Source organism: Streptomyces sp. NPDC058195 (assembly GCF_042883525.1).
Lineage (GTDB): Bacteria > Actinomycetota > Actinomycetes > Streptomycetales > Streptomycetaceae > Streptomyces.
Genome location: NZ_JBHVVM010000001.1, coordinates 408,376 through 425,524, shown reverse-complemented (window position 1 = coordinate 425,524; position 17,149 = coordinate 408,376). Strand labels below are relative to the sequence as shown.

Annotated in this window: 14 protein-coding genes and 1 tRNA gene; 10 read left to right on the top strand and 5 right to left on the bottom strand. The window is 70.9% G+C overall.

The features are described from left to right. Nucleotides 1-58 precede the first annotated feature (58 nt). Nucleotides 59-736, bottom strand: a complete 678-nt coding sequence (locus ACFVWY_RS01920; protein ID WP_389866182.1) for a GAP family protein — start codon at nt 734-736, stop codon at nt 59-61. A gap of 491 nt (nt 737-1,227) precedes the next feature. On the opposite strand from ACFVWY_RS01920, the gene ACFVWY_RS01915 reads away from it, so the two are divergent. The 3 genes from ACFVWY_RS01915 (at nt 1,228) to ACFVWY_RS01905 (ending at nt 4,468) form a co-directional block, all read left to right on the top strand. Continuing rightward, nucleotides 1,228-1,815 carry a hypothetical protein gene (locus ACFVWY_RS01915; protein WP_389866179.1) on the top strand — a complete coding sequence of 196 codons (588 nt, stop codon included), beginning with the start codon at nt 1,228-1,230 and terminating at the stop codon, nt 1,813-1,815. 115 nt (nt 1,816-1,930) lie between these two features. Beyond that, complete coding sequence (locus ACFVWY_RS01910; RefSeq protein ID WP_389866177.1) at nt 1,931-3,283, top strand: Dyp-type peroxidase; 1,353 nt, start codon at nt 1,931-1,933, stop codon at nt 3,281-3,283. Between the two features lie 54 nt (nt 3,284-3,337). After that, complete coding sequence (locus ACFVWY_RS01905; protein WP_389866175.1) at nt 3,338-4,468, top strand: catalase family protein; 1,131 nt, start codon at nt 3,338-3,340, stop codon at nt 4,466-4,468. Between the two features lie 127 nt (nt 4,469-4,595). Here ACFVWY_RS01905 and ACFVWY_RS01900 read toward each other — a convergent pair. Both ACFVWY_RS01900 and ACFVWY_RS01895 read right to left on the bottom strand, forming a co-directional pair. Beyond that, nucleotides 4,596-4,682, bottom strand: a tRNA-Ser gene (locus ACFVWY_RS01900). Between the two features lie 79 nt (nt 4,683-4,761). Beyond that, nucleotides 4,762-6,228 carry a S1C family serine protease gene (locus ACFVWY_RS01895; RefSeq protein WP_389866174.1) on the bottom strand — a complete coding sequence of 489 codons (1,467 nt, stop codon included), beginning with the start codon at nt 6,226-6,228 and terminating at the stop codon, nt 4,762-4,764. A gap of 258 nt (nt 6,229-6,486) precedes the next feature. On the opposite strand from ACFVWY_RS01895, the gene ACFVWY_RS01890 reads away from it, so the two are divergent. From ACFVWY_RS01890 to ACFVWY_RS01880, 3 genes are all read left to right on the top strand, one after another. Then, on the top strand, nt 6,487-7,335 hold the full coding sequence (locus tag ACFVWY_RS01890) for a glycerophosphodiester phosphodiesterase (RefSeq protein ID WP_389866172.1): 849 nt from the start codon (nt 6,487-6,489) through the stop codon (nt 7,333-7,335). Between the two features lie 53 nt (nt 7,336-7,388). Then, complete coding sequence (locus ACFVWY_RS01885) at nt 7,389-8,024, top strand: ATP-binding protein (protein ID WP_389866169.1); 636 nt, start codon at nt 7,389-7,391, stop codon at nt 8,022-8,024. A 289-nt stretch (nt 8,025-8,313) separates the two neighbouring features. Further along, complete coding sequence (locus ACFVWY_RS01880; RefSeq protein ID WP_389866167.1) at nt 8,314-9,279, top strand: DUF5926 family protein; 966 nt, start codon at nt 8,314-8,316, stop codon at nt 9,277-9,279. Between the two features lie 896 nt (nt 9,280-10,175). Here the strand turns inward: ACFVWY_RS01880 and ACFVWY_RS01875 are convergent. Beyond that, complete coding sequence (locus ACFVWY_RS01875; protein ID WP_389866165.1) at nt 10,176-10,883, bottom strand: bifunctional DNA primase/polymerase; 708 nt, start codon at nt 10,881-10,883, stop codon at nt 10,176-10,178. 621 nt (nt 10,884-11,504) lie between these two features. Here ACFVWY_RS01875 and ACFVWY_RS01870 point away from each other — a divergent pair. Together ACFVWY_RS01870 and ACFVWY_RS01865 are read left to right on the top strand one after the other, a co-directional pair. Beyond that, complete coding sequence (locus tag ACFVWY_RS01870) at nt 11,505-12,875, top strand: PP2C family protein-serine/threonine phosphatase (RefSeq protein WP_389866164.1); 1,371 nt, start codon at nt 11,505-11,507, stop codon at nt 12,873-12,875. Between the two features lie 130 nt (nt 12,876-13,005). Further along, entirely contained in the window at nt 13,006-14,469 is a 1,464-nt protein-coding gene (locus ACFVWY_RS01865) for an aminopeptidase P family protein (RefSeq protein ID WP_389866163.1), read from the top strand. Nucleotides 14,470-14,503: 34 nt separating this feature from the next. On the opposite strand, the gene ACFVWY_RS01860 is transcribed toward ACFVWY_RS01865, so the two are convergent. Continuing rightward, nucleotides 14,504-15,118, bottom strand: a complete 615-nt coding sequence (locus ACFVWY_RS01860) for an ATP-binding protein (protein WP_389866162.1) — start codon at nt 15,116-15,118, stop codon at nt 14,504-14,506. Between the two features lie 264 nt (nt 15,119-15,382). On the opposite strand from ACFVWY_RS01860, the gene ACFVWY_RS01855 reads away from it, so the two are divergent. Together ACFVWY_RS01855 and ACFVWY_RS01850 are read left to right on the top strand one after the other, a co-directional pair. Beyond that, nucleotides 15,383-16,201, top strand: a complete 819-nt coding sequence (locus ACFVWY_RS01855) for a hypothetical protein (RefSeq protein WP_389866160.1) — start codon at nt 15,383-15,385, stop codon at nt 16,199-16,201. 163 nt (nt 16,202-16,364) lie between these two features. After that, a complete protein-coding gene (locus ACFVWY_RS01850) occupies nt 16,365-17,090 on the top strand; it encodes a YcnI family protein (protein ID WP_389866159.1) in 726 nt (241 codons plus the stop codon). The last annotated feature ends 59 nt before the right edge of the window (nt 17,091-17,149 follow it).

Sequence of the window (17,149 nt, the reverse complement as noted above, 5' to 3'; positions counted from 1 at the left end):
CCGGCGGGAACCAGACCGGCGCCTCCCCGCCGCAGCGCACCACGCGTGGGATAAACCGTCAGCGGGCGAGGATGGCGATGCCGTCACCGAGCAGTTTCAGCCCGAGGACGAAGAACAGGACCGCCATGATGGCGACGTTGTGCTGAGCTGCCCAGTCCTTCCAGTTGCCGAGGGTGGCCTTCGCTCGCTCGCCCCCGGCCAGGAAGACTCCCAGCGGGGCCAGCAGGCCGAGGGTGGCGATCAGGACGAAGATCGCCAGCGATGCGATCTGCTGCCCGACCGGCAGTCCGGCTGAGCCGATGGAGGCGGCCGCGGCGATGGTGAGAGGGGCGTTCTTGGCGTTGAGCGCGGCCAGGGCCAGTCCGAGCCCGAAGACCTTGACCGGTGCGAGGCGGTCGATCGCACCCATCCACTTCGGCAACTGGGCCTGGGAGGGGTCCTTCGGACGCCGGTGCCACTGCCGGGCGCCGAAGAGGACGAGGAGCACGCCCAGAGCGAGCTTGAGGATTCCCACCCAAGTGGCCGGTTGGTTGTGGGCCGAGGCACCTGCGGGGGAGGCGATGGCCAGCATGACCGCGCCCAGCGCCGAGAGCCCCAGGATCCAGCCGACGGTGAAGAGAGGTCCGTTGAGGCGTCCCCGAGGGGTGGCGAGGATGAGGATGATGGCGATGATCGGGAGCGGGCTTATCGCGACGGCGGCCGCAAAACCCAGCACGTCACCGAGAACTGCGCCCATGGCTGCCTCCAGGTGGGGATCAGGGGCGATCCAGTGGAGCAGAGCGTGCCGCGTTCCGACGCCCCCGCGCCTGGGCGGCGCACCGGGCTGTCGCGTGATCGGCTGCGCCGCTGTCTTCACGGCCACCCGGAAGCGGCTGCCCGGAAGCGGCTGCCCGGCAATGGCGACGCCGACGTACTCGGCATGTCACACCAGTTCCATCCTCCTGCGCCCGGCTGGATCTGTCCTCTGGATCTGTCTTCGGGAGTTTCTCGGGACACGCGAGTCCCCCTGCATGGCCCTGCCCGCACCGGGCTGGCTGGACCCCCGCAGTGCCGGAGCTTCCCGAGAATCGGAGCTTCCCGGGAAGCCGCCCCAGGTGACCACAGTGCCCAGGACCCGGGATGCGAGGCAGCGCGTCCGCGGTGAGGATTGATGTGCGGGGGCGATGGCGCCCCATGTCCGGGGCGCTTGGCGACCCTCGCGTCGATCTGTGGCAGGAGGATCTCGCGATGGCTGCGACAGACGCAACCCAGCCGGCTCACCCTGAGCACCCGGGCATGACGGATGGGGTCAGTAACGAGTTCACCGTTTTCACCAAGATCAAGCCGGGCGAGGCCGATGCGCTGCGTGAGGATCTCACCTGGCTCGGCAACGCGGCGAATGACGAGAATGTCCATGCGGCGCTACGCCAGATCGGCACGCTGCACGACGCACGGCACGTCATTTTCGACAACGACACCAGGTTCATGTTCGCCAGCGTCTTCGACGGCTCGTGGGACACCTACATCGACGACTTCGCCAAGACGGTGGTCGGGGCCCGCTTCGACAAGGTCTTCTCACACAGCGAAGGGTTCCCCGGCATCAAGGATCCGGGGGTCAAGGACTGGTTCCTCGCCCACCAGGAGCCCGCGAAGGTCTTCGTGAGCGCCTATCCCAGCCTGACCGTTCAACAGATCTACAAGGACCAGCGCGTGGACGACGCGTTCCAGGCGGTGCTGGACACCGCCGAATTCCGGGCAATGCTAGACAATCCAGCCAACGCGGAGCTGGTGGGCACGCCAGCCTTCCAGAAGCTGCTGGAGGAAGCCGCGGTCTAGCGGTCGGACGCGGCCAGCCCTCAGGGACTGGCCCGGCATCGGTGGAGGGCGTCGGGCGCGGGTCGGCCTTTGCGGGTCTGCCCACGCAGAGGCCGACAGGGAGGCACAAGCGACCATGAACACGACAGCAGGCGGCAGCGCAGCCGGTGTGCGCGTCGAGATCGACGACGTACAGAGCGGGGCACTGCGTCCACGGCCCGTGCCGTACGAGGGAAAGTTCGTCTTCCTGCGGGTCGATGACCGCCACGCCGGGCGCGCCCTGCTGCGGCGGCTGCTTCCGGTGACGGCGAGCGGTCTGCCCAGCGTGGACCCGGGCCAGGAAGCCTGGGTGGCTGTGGGGCTCACCTACCAGGGACTGAGCGCCCTGGGGGTGCCCCAGGAGTCGCTGGACAGCTTTCCGCGGGCGTTTCGTGAGGGCATGGCCGCTCGGGCGGAGCTGATCGGCGACGTGGGCGAGAGCGCCCCGGCCCACTGGGAGGCACCGTTCGGAACGGGCGACGTTCATATCGCGTTGAGCGCTCTCTCCTCCGATGCGGCGCGGCTGGACGAGGAACTGGAGAGGGCCCGCGTCGCCTACGAGAGCACGCCCGGTGTCCAGGTCATCTGGCAGCAGGACGTTCATCAGCTCCCGACCGGGCGAACCACCTTTGGATTCCGCGACGGCATCAGCCAGCCGAACATCGAGGGCGTCGGGCTGCCCGGCTCGAACCCGCAGGAAGCCCCGGTCAAGGCAGGCGAGTTCATCCTCGGCTACCCCGACGAAACCGGCAGTCTGCCGCCGATGCCCAGCCCTGATGTGCTGGGGCGCAACGGAACCTACGCGGCCGTTCGCAAGATCCACACCAAGGTGGCGGCCTGGCGGCAGCACCTGCGCGCGAACAGCTCCGGTGCCGAGGAGGAGGCACTCCTGGCGGCGAAGATGGTCGGGCGCTGGCCCAGCGGAGCGCCGCTTACGCTGGCGCCGGAGCATGATGATCCGGAACTGGCTGCCGATCCGCTTCGCGTCAACAATTTCCTGTACCGAGAGAACGACGACCGCGGTCTCCGGTGCCCGGCCGGTGCGCACGTCCGGCGCGTCAACCCCCGGGATTCCACCATCATCGGCGACGCGCGGATGCACCGGCTCATCCGCCGCGGCACCACCTACGGCCCGCCGCTGCCCGAGGGTGTGCTGGAGGACGACGGCGCCGACCGGGGCCTGGTCGGAGTCTTCCTGGGGGCCCACCTGGAACGACAGTTCGAATTTATCAAGGCCGAGTGGGTCAACGACGGCAACTTCATCGGATACCCCGGCGAGAAGGACCCGGTGGCCGGGCATCACGGCGGAACCGGCAGCGTCACCATCCCGGAGAGGCCGGTCCGGCGCCGCCTGCGGAATCTGCCGAGCTTCGTGGTCACCCGGGGTGGTGAGTACTGCTTCGTGCCGGGTCTGCGTGCCCTGCGCTGGCTTGCCGAACTGGAGGACTGACGGCAGTTCCTGCCCCCGAGGTCCCACCACGGTCTCCGAGGAAAGGGCGCAGTCATGGCAGCACAGTTCGTCCGCTACACACCTGATGTCGAAGACGACGACCCGGACTTCGACCGCAACCTGCGGACGGTGATCGAGAAGACCGAGCGCTACATCGCCGAGTCGGTCAAGGCCGGTGGCACCGGCCGGGCTCTGCGCGACGCCCATGCCAAGGGCTACGGGCTGGTTCGAGGGGAAGTGGAGATCCTGGACGGGCTTCCGCCCGCGTACGCCCAGGGAATCTACGCGACTCCGGGAACCCACGATGCGCTGATCCGCTTCTCCAACGGCTCACCCCACGCCGGAGCCGACGCGCGACTGGGCGCCGCCACCGGGCTGGCACTGAAGATCTTCGACATCCCCGGTCCGACCCTGCTGGAAGACGAACCGGACACGGGCACCTTCGACTACGCCAACATCAACGGGCCGGTCTTCTTCTGCAACACAGTCGGGCACTACCTGTTCATCCAGGACTTGTTCCTGAACGCACCGGCCTACTTCTCCCAGGGCCGGCCCGGCGCGCATCGTTTCTTCACCGAGTTCGTGACTGGTAAGGGAACGCTGGACCAGGACCACTGGGCGTGGGACGAGTTCCTGGCCTTCCTGCGCCTGTCGAAGACCTCACCGGCACACGTACTGCTGTCGAGCTACTGGACGATGGGCGCGGTCAGGCACGGGGACTACGTGGCCAAGGTACGCATCACCCCCGATCCGTCCTTCGCCGCTGCCGTGGTCCGGCGCGACATCGACCCGTCCTCGGCGGCGGAGGTCTTCCGGCCGGCCCTGGTGGCCGAGCTCCAGGAGCGGCCCTACGCCTTCGACATCCAGGTTCAGCTCTCCACCGACCTGGAGCGCATGCCGGTGGAGGACACCACGGTGGAGTGGCCCGAGCAGCTCTCGCCGCCCGTGACCGTGGCTAGGCTGCGGCTGCCGCAGCAGGACATCTCCGGCCCGGAAAACCTGGAGAAGATGGACGCGCTGTCCTTCACACCCTGGCGGGTCACCGCCGAGCACGCGCCTCTGGGCAACATCATGCGGGCCCGCAAGGAGGTCTACCGGCGATCCTCCATCGAGCGCCACAAGCTCAACCAGCAGCCGCGCACAGAGCCCCGCAGCGCCGACGAAGTACTCGGCCCGGCCCGATGAAGCCGACTGGTGGCCCTGGTCCACGCCTGGTGCACACACCATGGTCCACCGTGAGACAGGACCGCATGCAGAAGGGGTGCCCCTGGCAGGGACACCCCTTCTGTTCAGCGCGTTCGCCGAGCCACTGCGGTGGGTGTGGGATTTGAACCCACGGTGACATCGCTGCCACGACGGTTTTCAAGACCGTTCCCTTAGGCCGCTCGGGCAACCCACCCCTGCTCCCCCACCCGTGGCGGGGGGCCTACAGCGTACCGGCTGATTGAATCCGGTGGGCCATCGCGGCCAGTCGGTCGTCAGCTGTCGCCGCTGCGCTCTCCCAGGGTCACCTGGGCCGTTGCCGTGCGGCCGTCGCGCTTGTAGGTCAGCGTCACGCGGTCGCCGGGCTTGTGGGTCCAGATCTCGCCGATCAGGGTCGGGCCGCTGTCGATCACGGTGTCGTTGAACTTCGTGATGACGTCGCCCGCCTTCAGACCGGCCCGGTCCGCGGGACCGTCCTTCGCCACGGCCTCGGTGCCGCCCGCGCCCCGGTCGGAGATGACCGCGCCGCCGGTCTTCTCGGTCATGGTGACCGTGGCGCCGATCACCGGGTAGACCGGCTTGCCGGTCTTGATCAACTGCCGGGCGACGTTCGTCGCCTGGTTGATCGGGATCGCGAAGCCGAGGCCGATGGAGCCTGCCTGGCTCTGGCCGACGCTGCTGCCGGTCGACTGGATGGCCGAGTTGATCCCGATGACCGCACCGCCCGCGTCGAGCAGCGGGCCACCGGAGTTGCCCGGGTTGATCGAGGCATCGGTCTGCAGGGCGCTCATGTACGAGTTGTTGCCGCTGGAGCCGTCACCGGAGGCGACCGGGCGGTTCTTCGCACTGATGATGCCCGTGGTGACCGTGTTGGACAGGCCGAACGGGGCTCCGATCGCGATCGTGGAATCGCCCACCGCGACATGGTCGGAGTTGCCGAGGGACAGCGGGGCGAGACCCGACGGCGGGTTCTTCAGCTTCAGGACGGCGACGTCGTACCCCTGGGCCCGGCCGATCACCTCGGCGTCGTACTTCCTGCCGTCGGAGAACGTCACCGTGAGCTGGCCGCTGTCCGCGGCGGAGGCCACCACATGGTTGTTGGTGAGGATGTGGCCTTCCTTGTCGTACACGAAGCCGGTGCCCGTGCCTCCCTCGCCGTCACCGCTCTGGGCGTCGATGGTGACCACGCTGGGCAGCGCCTTCGCCGCCACCCCCGCGACCGTGCCGGGGTCGCGCTTCAGGTTCGGGTTGGACGACGCCGACACCGTGGTCGAGCCGGAGGAGTCGCCGTTGCGGTCGGCCGCCCAGAATCCGAGGGCGCCGCCGATGCCACCGGCGATCAGCGCCGCGGCCGCCACCGCCGCCACCAGACCGCTCGCCCCGCGCCGCTTGCGCGGACCCTCCGGGCCGTACGGCTGGGACGGGGCGCCCCAGACCGGGCCGCCGCCACCCGCACCAGGGGCGGCATACGCGGGTACGGCGGGCGGCGGCCAGTTGGCCTCGGCGGCCGACAGGGGAGTGTGCGGCGCCTGGGGCGCCTGGGGCATGTGAGGAGGCGCCGCCGGGGCGGGCGGCGTGTCCTGCGCGCCCGTCGGAGCGGGCGCGGAAACAGGCGCGTGGCCGGGGGCGGGCGCACTCCCGGGCAGTGCCTGAGGAGCGTCGGCCGGCACGGGAGGTGCGGACGGAACGGACGGAACGGCCTCGGCCGCAGTGCCCTCGTTGCCCTCGTTCTCTGTGCTCACAGCTCTTTACTCCTCGGTTCCACATCAATGTTCGGCAAGAGATCCGCTGTGTAGGTGTCAGGTAACAGCTTTTCCCAAGACACGTCAGGCCACTGTAAGCAGGACCTGTGCATCCGCACACCAATCTTTACATCGGGCAAAACGCGCACCAGGCGAAAGACGCACCCCCGCCCCCGCGCGCCGCCCGCCTCGCGGAGTGCGCCCGTCCGCCGTGCGGGGTGCGTACGGACGGCCTCCGCGCGGTGACACGATGACGCGGTGACCCACCCACGGCAGCAATCCACCCACCAGTCCATCCAGGTGATCGCCCATCGGGGCGCCTCCGACGACGCCCCCGAGCACACCCTGGCCGCGTACCGGAAGGCGATCGAGGACGGCGCCGACGCCCTGGAGTGCGATGTACGGCTCACCGCCGACGGCCACCTCGTGTGCGTGCACGACCGTCGGGTGAACCGTACGTCCAACGGCCGCGGCGCCGTCTCCACGCTGGAGCTCGCCGATCTCGCCGCCCTCGACTTCGGGTCCTGGAAGGACCGTGAGGAGTCGGGGGCCCCGGAAGCGGAGTCCCCGGACTGGGATCCGGTGCCCGGGGAGCTCACCTCCGTACTCACCCTGGAACGGCTGCTCGAACTCGTCGTCGAGACCCGGGCCGCCGGGCGCCCGCTCCAGCTGGCCGTCGAGACGAAGCACCCCACCCGCTGGGCGGGCCAGGTGGAGGAGCGGCTGCTGCACCTTCTGAAGCGGTTCGGGCTCGACGACCCGCCGGCCGGCGAACCGTCGCCGGTGCGCGTCATGAGCTTCTCGGCGCGCTCGCTGCACCGCGTCCAGGCCGCGGCCCCCACCCTGCCCACCGTGTACCTGATGCAGTTCGTCTCGCCGCGCATGCGCGACGGCCGGCTGCCCGCCGGGGCGCGGATCGCCGGTCCGGGCGTGCGGATCGTGCGCAACCACCCCGGCTACGTCGAGCGGCTGCACCGCGCGGGTCACCGCGTGCACGTCTGGACGGTGAACGAACCGGAGGACGTCGAACTCTGCGTCAGCCTGGGAGTGGACGCAATCATTACAAACCGCCCGAAACAGGTCCTGTCGCAACTAGGACGCCCTTAGCGTCAGTTACACGGAGTGCACCGGCGCATTCGAACTGTATTCGATCGTTACGAGTGCGTCACCGGCAGACCAATGGCCGGTTTCCGGTCCAGCTCAGGGGGGCATCCACACCGTGGCGTGGGGCAAAGGAGGTCTCGGGGGTGGCGTTGGTGGTGGCACAGAAGGTGCCCACGTCGTCGAGCATGGCCGTACCCCATGGCCCTGCGGGCGTGGGCCAGGCGCGACACCGGATGCGCGAGCAGTTGCGCAGCCACGGGGTGTCGGACGCGGTCGTCGACGATGCGGTACTGATTCTTTCCGAGCTTCTCAGCAATGCCTGTCGGCACGGCAGGCCGCTGGGGCGGCACACGGACGTGGGCGACGGTGACGTGCGTGCCGCCTGGCACGTCGACCGGACCGGCGGGCTGACCGTCGAGGTGACGGACGGCGGTGGCCCGACGCGTCCGGTTCCGGCTACGCCGTCGGTGACGGCGCGTGGCGGCCGGGGGCTCAACATCATCAGCGCGCTCGCCGACGAGTGGGGCGTACGCGACAGCTCGTCCGGCGAAGTGACTGTCTGGGTCCTGGTCAACGAGGAGCACGGGCAGGTGTCCGAAGTGCCGGGCAGATCCGGCGCTCCGGTGCCGTCGGGGCCGGTGCGGTCGCTCGACGTGCTGGGTTTCCCGGACGCCTTCGACGACATGGGCTGAAACGCCTGCGACGACACGGGCTGACGCTCCTGAACGAACGCGGCGCCCGATGAACGTACGCGGTGCCCGGCATCCGGCGCGCCGGGCACGGGGCGGGGGAAGGGGAGCGCGCGTACGGCGGGCGCGGAAGCGGGCGCGTGCGTGGGGCGGCGGCGCGGGCGCGGAGCCCGTACCCGTACGGCGGGTGCGGGGCGGGTGCGGTGGTCGTGGCCGCCTGTGTTCGGCACCCGCCGGGGGCGACTAGGCTCGCGGGCCAGACCGCACTGTCGCAATCGGGAGAAAGCCAACCATGGCCAAGAAGCGCCCCCAGTCCAAGGCCGGGAAGCAGCAGCTCAAGGACGGCGAGATTCCGGTGGTCGGGGCTCGTGAGCCCTGCCCGTGCGGTTCGGGCCGCCGGTACAAGGCATGCCACGGCCGAGCCGCCGCGCAGGCCGTGACCGAGCTCGTCCACCGCCCCTTCGAAGGGCTGGCCGGTGAGTGCGACTGGGTCGCGCTGCGCGAGCTGGTGCCCGCGGCGACGGTCGAGCTGACGCTGAAGGACGGGCTGCCCGAGGGCGTGCCCTCGGTGTCGCTCGCGACCGTGCTGCCGATGGCCTGGCCCGCGCTGCGCCGCGACGACGGCTCGGTGCTGCTCGCCCTGCAGAACGACACCCCCTCCGGCGACCTCAGCCGGGACCTCGCGGACACGCTGCGGCAGGCGCTGGAGGCCGAGCCCGGCTCGCCGGTGGCGGCGCGGCGCGCACCGGCCGACGGGCCGCGACTTCAGGACGTACTCGATACTGACGCGGCGTTCGAGCCCGTCGTCCACGCCGGGTTCGAGTTCTGGGTTCCGGACGCGGAGAACGCCGCCCCCGAGGTGAGCGCCTCCCTGGAGCGCGCGAACGAGGCGGCGATCCCGACGACCCGGCTCACCAGCGTGGACGCGGCGTACTGGTGCGAGACGCCGGAGAAGAACCACCTGCGCTGGGTGATGCCGCACGCCGAGGAGCAGTTGCTCGACGCGCTCGCCCGGCTGCACGCCGCCGGTGCCTCCTCGCTGGGTGAGGGAACCAGGCTGGTCGGCTCCTTCCGGGCGCACGGGCTGATGGTTCCGGTGTGGGACCTGCCGAGCGCGATGGGCGCCGAGGAATGCGAGAAGCCCGCGGCCGAGTTCGCCGAGCGGCTGGCCGGGGCGCTCGCCTCGGACGCGCCGCTCAGCGCCGAGGAGCGCCGGGCCCGTGGCGGTCTCACCAACCGCCAGGTGACACTCAGCTGACGGTGACGGTGCCCCCGGCCTCTCCGGGGGCACCGTCGCGTGACTCGCGTCACAGACCCCCGTACCCACAGGTAAATCCCTGTCCGAATACGCGAGATCGAATTTGCGAACGGCAGATCTCTTGTTACCGTTCTAGAAGCCCGGTCGCTGGTGCATCCCCCGTCGCCAGCGATCGGGCATCCTCATTTCCGGGTACGGCGCACAGCGGCATGACGCAGCGCACGAGCCCGCGCACAAACCCTTACCGCGCACTCCTCCGCCTCGTCGAGCACCGCTCCGAGCGCGCCGGTCGTGGCGACGGCCCCCACCTCACCGCCCGGGGCTCCAGGCACCCCTCTTCCCCCCTCTCCTCCCCTGAACACCCTGTCATCCAGGGGCGATACCGGAACCGCGCACACCGGATCGGCCGTTCCGGACAGCGGATGCGCGTCGGCGAATAACGGACAGCTGTTTTCCGGCACCACTGAGCGGGTCACATACCCGTACCCGGGAGGGGCATTCGGATATCCGGCTCCGGAGTCAATTCACACCCGGAGTTATCGAATGAGCATTCGACAACTCCGGGTGGCGCATTGCGGAAAGATCCACGGAAAGATCCACGGAAAACACATCAGAAGGACTTCTGACACCGGTCTTTGCAGCGGCAGACTTTGCGCGGCGCGATCCAGCCCGGATTCCGGCCAGGATTCCAGCCGTAATCCCCGGTCCAGGGTTCCGGGCCGGAACACGGAGCGGAGAGACGGACCGGGGCTACGGAGCGGAGAGAAGGGCCGGAGGTGCGGACGGGATTACACCCGCCAGCACACCCGCCAGGACACCCGTCAGGTCATCCGTCAGAACACCTGTCGGCACATTTGCTCGGCCTACTTGCTCGGCGCACCTGCTCGGCGCGCCTGTCAGTACGCGAGCCGACTGCCGCCGTCCGGCGCACCGGTGCTCGCCTCGACCAGCGCGTCCAGCACCGTCCCCACGTCCGGCAGCCACGGGGCGGCGGTGACCGCGCTCCTGCTCCGGCTCCAGCCGCGCACCCTCTGCCGGGCCCCCGAGGCCGGAGGCCGCTCCCAGCGCACCTGCCCCGACCCCGCCATGGACGGCGGCAGGAGGATGTAGCCCCCCTCGCCGTGGAAACGCAGCGAGCTGGGCACCCAGTCCTGGGCGTACAACAGCTCGCCCAGGCGTTCGAGGTCGTACGGGGCGACCAGGATCGACCATCGCGTCGGCGTCGCCACCACGGGGCCGAGCCGCACACCCATCCGGTCGAGCGCGGCCAGCGCCCGGACGGCGGCCACGGCCGGCAGGCTCAGCGCGCACGGGGCGCGCCCGCCGGTGGCCAGGATGATCGGGGCGCCCGGCCGGTTGGCCCACCACCAGCGGACCATGCGCTCGTCGGTGGTCGCCGCGAGCAGGCCGGGATCGAAGGGGTGCGCGCCAGGCACGGCGCACTCGGGATCGGGGCAGGCGCAGCCGCGGCCGCCGACCGGCCCTGGCCCCACTCCGGGCAGCACGGGCCACCGCCACACGGTGGCACAGGTCAGGGCCGCGTCGAGCGGGGCGGGCCTTCCCCCGCGCCGGAGCCTGCGTCGCCTTCCGAGGATCTCGCGCATGAGCGCTCGTTCCTTTCCGTTGAACGCCGAGGGTCCACGTCACACCACGTGTGAATCGCTGTACGTGCGCCGTGCTTCACTGTGCGTACGTGCTCTTCAGGTCTGCGGTACGGGTGGTTCGTCGATACCGAGCATGGGCCGAGCAGGTGCGGACGGGCCCGGACGGGACGGTCCGGACACGCAGGGCGAGGAGCGGCGCGTGCATCGCGCCTGCGGTCCCAAGGTACGAACCCCGCCACGTGAGGGTGGGGCATGGCCGTCACCAGAGAGGACGTCAGGGCCGCCTGCTGGGTTCCGGGACGATCAGAACTGTCCCTGGCCTTCATCGATTACGTACCCAGCATGCCCGAAATGACGCTCTCTCCGGGACTTCACCCGAGAACACCTCCTGGTCAAGCACGCCCAGTCGACAGCAAATGGCGAGCGCAAGCTGCGATTTTTAGCCAACTTGATGCTCTCGTGGACACCATATTTCCCGTGGGGACAATGCTGGACATCGCCTCACATGTGCGTGTAGATGTGGTGCTGCGTGTCCATGTGGATGCACAGATAGCGGCGCAGAATGACATGGGGGTTTGCGATGCTATTCGACAGAAAGAACTGGTCGGGAAGCCAGAAGCCATGAGCGCCCCGCATCTTCCGAAAGTGGCTGGAATCGATCCCACTGTTGCGGTTTCGGCACACACTGACGGGCCCCTGGCCGACGTTCCGTCCGCTCCGGGGACCTTCCTCCAGGACCGGCTCGCCGGCTGGATCTCCGATCTCACCACGCTGCACGAGCTCACCGAGCGGCTGGCCAGAACCGGCACCCTCGACGACGCGCTGCACGAACTGCTGGACGCCGGGGCCGCCCTGGTCGGCGCCCGCCGCGGCCTGGCCGTCCTCGAACCCTCCGACCACCGGGGCCCCGTGCGCACCGTCGGCCTCGCGCTCACCCACGCCGAGCTGGGGCTGATCGAGACGGTGCCCCGCGCCGCCACCTCGTACGGCCGCATCCTGGAAGGGCTCCCGGATGCCGAGGCCGCACCGGCCACCCCCGATCTGCTCGGCGACACCGGGCTGGATCCCCGCCGCCGCGAGGTCGCCGCCCTGCTGGGCTACGCCGCGAGCTACGCCGTACCGCTCACCGCCGAGGCGGCCGGGCCGCTCGGTGCCGCGGTCTGGCTGTACGACGAACCCGCCGAACCGCTGGAGCGACGACGGCATCTCGTCGGCCTCTACACGCGGTACGCCGGTGAGCACCTGGCCAGGCTCGTGGAGCTGGAGCGGGCCAGGGCCGATGTCGCCACCGTCACCGAGGAACTGCTGCCCAGCAGGCTGCCCCGGGTCACCGGCGTACAGCTGGCGGCCCGGCACCACCGCGGGCCGCAGGGCGGCGGCGACTGGTACGACGCGCTGGCACTGCCGGAGGGCGCGCTCGGCCTCGCCGTGGGCTCGGTGGAGGGGTCCGGGCCCGGCGCTCTGGCCGCCATGGGACGGCTGCGGGCCGGGCTGCGGGCGTACGCGGTGATGGAGGGCGAGGACCCGGTCGCCGTGCTCTCCGACCTGGAGCTGCTGCTGCGGCTCACCGAACCGGCCCGGACCGCGACCGCGCTGTTCGCCTACTGCGAACCGGCCGGGCGCAAGATCCTGCTGGCGGGCGCGGGCCACACACCACCGCTGGTGATCGGCGACCGGCGCACCGAGTTCGTCGAGACCTCGGTCTCCGCACCGCTGGGCATGCTCGCCTGCTGGGAGGCGCCCAGTGTGGAGATCACCCCGGCACCGGGGGAAACCGTCCTGCTCTGCACGGACGGACTCCTGCGCCGCGGCGGCGAGTCGACGGACCGGGCGTTCGCCCGGTTCCACTCGGCGGGCGCCTCCGTGCCCAAAGCGGTGCGCCACGACGCCGGGGCCGTCGCCGACCACGTGCTGCGCGCCATGCTGCCGGACGGGCTCGACCGCGGCGACGCCACCCAGGACGTGGTCGTCCTGGCCGCCCGCTTCGACTGACCGGCCGGGCAGCCACGGGGCGGGCCGTACGACCGGGCGGAACATGTAACAGGCCCTCCGGCCCTGTGCCCCCTATCTGCACGCCCGTACGATGGTCGGGGTCCAGTGTCGTATCAAGGAGAGACAAATCGTGGCTGAGGAGCTCACCCCGGAGAACCCGGAGACCGAGGAAGAAGAAACGGTCAAGCAGCGGAAGAACGGCCTGTACCCGGGCGTCTCCGACGAACTCGCCGCGAACATGAAGTCGGGATGGGCCGACACCGAGCTGCACGGCCTCGAACCGATCGCCCAGGCCGCGCACACGGCCGACCGCCGCGCCGCGCTCTCCGCGCGGTTCCCCGGTGAGCGGCTGGTCATCCCCGCGGGCAACCTGAAGACCCGTTCCAATGACACCGAGTACGCCTTCCGCGCCTCCACCGAGTACGCGTACCTCACCGGCGACCAGACCCAGGACGGCGTCCTCGTCCTGGAGCCGACCGCGGACGGCCACGAGGCGACCATCCACCTGCTGCCGCGCTCCAACCGCGAGAACGGCGAGTTCTGGCTCGACGGCCAGGGCGAGCTGTGGGTCGGCCGCCGCCACTCGCTGACCGAGGCCGAGCAGCTGCTGGGCATCCCGGCGAAGGACGTGCGCGAGCTGCCCGCCGCGCTGACCGAGGCCACCGGCCCGGTCCGCGCCGTACGCGGCCACGACGCCGGCATCGAGACCGCGCTGGCCGACAAGGTCACCGCGGAGCGCGACGAGGAACTGCGCGTCTACCTCTCCGAGGCCCGGCTGGTGAAGGACGCCTTCGAGATCTCCGAGCTGGAGAAGGCCTGCGACGCCACGGCGCGCGGCTTCGAGGACGTCGTGAAGGTCCTCGACAAGGCCGAGGCGACGAGCGAGCGCTACATCGAGGGCACCTTCTTCCTGCGCGCCCGCATCGAGGGCAACGACATCGGCTACGGCTCGATCTGCGCGGCCGGTCCGCACGCCACCACCCTGCACTGGGTGCGCAACGACGGTCCGGTGCGCTCCGGCGAGCTGCTGCTGCTCGACGCCGGTGTGGAGACCAACGACCTCTACACCGCCGACGTGACCCGCACCCTCCCGGTCAACGGCACGTTCACCCCGCTCCAGCGGAAGATCTACGACGCGGTGTACGAGGCCCAGGAGGCGGGCATCGCCGCCGTGAAGCCCGGCGCCGACTACCGCGACTTCCACGACGCCGCGCAGCGGGTCCTCACCGAGAAGCTCGTCGAGTGGGGCCTGCTGGGCGACCTCTCCGTCGACAAGGTCCTGGAGCTGGGGCTCCAGCGCCGCTGGACGCTGCACGGCACCGGTCACATGCTCGGCATGGACGTCCACGACTGCGCCGCCGCGCGCACCGAGACGTACGTCAACGGCACGCTGGAGCCCGGCGTCTGCCTCACGGTCGAGCCCGGTCTGTACTTCCAGGCCGACGACCTGACCGTGCCCGAGGAGTACCGGGGCATCGGCGTCCGCATCGAGGACGACATCCTCGTCACCGAGGACGGCAACCGGAACCTCTCCGACAAGCTGCCGCGCCGGTCCGACGAGGTCGAGGCCTGGATGGCCAGCCTCAAGGGCTGATCCGGTAAGACCATCACGCGCAGGGGCGCCTTGCTCAGGACACCATGAGCAGGGCGTCCTTCCGCCATTTCAGGATCTTGTCGAAGCTGACGACGGCCCCGCTGCCGGGGCGGTTGCCGAAGTGCACGTGGTCGGCGAGCTGCTCGATCAGGCAGAGTCCCCGCCCGTCCTCGGCGTCGGGCGAGGGGTAGGGGCGGGGGGCGTACGGATCGGTGCCGGGCAGCGGATCGGTGCCGGGCTGCTGGGCGGTGACGGGGAGCGCGCTCCGGGCGGGAAAGCCGGGGCCCGAATCGGCGACCTCGATACGACATCGCTCGCCGTCCAGATAGGCGGTGACCCGGTAGCGGCCGGAGGGGGCCGCCGCCGTTTCTCCCCGGCCCGGACGTTCCTCCTGGAGCCGCTGGTCTCCGATGTCTCCCGGATCGGCCACGGCGCCTTCCGGATCGGCCACGGCTTCCGGGTCCGCCGCGGACCGGTGGGCTCCGCCGTGCTCGACGGCGTTCGCGCAGGCCTCGCTGAGCGCGACCGACAGGTCGAAGGAGATGTCCGGGTCGACCCCCGCGGTCTCCATGGTGCCCAGCAGGAAGCGGCGGGCGAGCGGGACGCTCGCGGCCTCGCGCCGCAGATGGAGGGACCACCAGATGCTCATGCTCCAGCCTCCTGGCTGCGGCTCGACATACCGATACGTATTACCGCGCGGCCTCCTTCGTAAGCGCACCCCGGATGTGAGACCGCTCATTCGGCGGATAGCCAGCTCTCCGTGCGCCCGTGTATGCCGAGGCGGTCGGGCGCGTCGGGCCGAGGGGAGGCGCGTCAGGCACGCGAGGGGCGCGTCGGGGCACGCGGGGGCGGAGACCGGCCCGGCGGACCTGCCGTTCCGGTGGCAGCGGGCCGGTGCGATGATGGCCCCGCCATGTCTATGCCCGTCGCACGCGCCGGAGCCGGTCTGCGGCTCCTGAGGACCGCGGTGTTCGCCGCGGTCTGCGTCGCGCTGTCCGCGGCCGGTCATGCCCTGGCCTCCTGCGCGGCGGTCCCCTGGTGGAGCCTGCTCGCGGGATTCCTGGGGGTGTTCGCGGTGGCGGCTCCGCTCGCCGGGCGCGAGCGGACGTTGCCGTCCATCACGGCCGCGCTGGCGGGCGGACAGATCGCCCTGCACGCCCTGTTCGGCCTGAGCGCCCACGGCACCGCGGCGAACGCCGCGGCGAACGGCGACGACGCGTTGATCCGGTTCGCGGCGCGCCTGGTCTGCGGGGCCGGACCGGCTCAGCTCAACGCGGCCGAGGCGCATCACATCGTCACCACCGCGGGCATCGACCCGGCGTCCGTGATGGCCGACGCACCCTACGACGTGGCCGCCTCGTCCGGGATGGCGGGCATGCCCGGCATGGGCTCCGGCGCCCTCGCTCTGCTGCCCGACCTGCCCATGGTGCTCGGCCATCTGCTGGCCGCCCTGGCCACCGGCTGGCTGCTGCGCCGCGGCGAGATCGCGCTCTTCCGGCTGGTCCGGCTGTCCGCGTACGGTGCGCAGCAGTTCGCGGCCGGGGCCCGGCTGCGTGCGCTGCGCGCGGCGCTCGCCCTCGTCGGCGCCCTGCGGGCCGGGCTGTCCGGCCCGACGGCCGGGCCGCGGTTCGCCCGTACGGCGGTCGATGCCCCGGCACCCGCCACCGGGGATTCCTTGCAGCACCAGGTGATCAGGCGCGGGCCGCCGTCCGCGTACGCGCTCGCAGCCTGACGCGACGCCCTCCGCCCGGCGCCCGGAACGCACCCGTTCCCCAGCGCCCTACCCGCCCGGCGCATGCCTGCCGTCGACGGGGGAGAGGAGAGGTGTCGTGATGCCGCCGCGCATCCGCGCGCCGGACCGCCTTTCCTTCGTGCTCCATGGAGTGATCCCTGTCATGAACGTTTCCCGCATCGCCCTCACCGGCGGCCTCGCCGCGTCCACCGTCCTGCTCCTCGCCGGTACGGCCTCCGCGCACGTCAGCGTGCAGCCGGAGGGCACGGCCGCCAAGGGCGGGTACGCCACCGTCAACGTCAAGGTGCCCAACGAGCGCGACGACGCCGCGACCACCAAGGTCGAGGTCAACTTCCCGACGGACCACCCCCTGGTCTCCGTCATGCCGCAGGCCGTCCCCGGCTGGAGCGCCGAGGTCACCAAGAGCAAGCTGGCGAAGCCGCTGGAGATGCACGGCCAGAAGATCAGCGAGGCCGTCTCGAAGGTGACCTGGACCGCCGAGGGCGCCAAGGACGAGCGCGGTATCCGGCCCGGCTCCTTCCAGCAGTTCCCGCTCTCCCTCGGCCAGCTGCCCGAGAACACCGACCAGCTGGTGCTCAAGGCCATCCAGACCTACGACGACAAGGACGTCGTCCGCTGGATCGAGGAGCAGAAGCCCGGCGCCGAGGAGCCCGAGAGCCCGGCGCCCGTCCTCACGCTGACCGACGCCGAGGGCGGTGCCCACACCGACGACAAGGCCGCCGCGAAGGAGACGAAGGCCGCGTCGGACACCCCGTCGGCCGCCTCGGCCAGTGACACCACGGCCCGGGTCCTCGGCATCGTCGGCATCGTCGTCGGCGTGGCCGGAGTGGCGTTCGGCGTGCTCGCCGGCCGCCGCCGCACCGCCTGATCCACCGCCCCGTCCGCTCCCCTGACCGACCTGCCCGACCTGTCCCACCCCGTCCCACC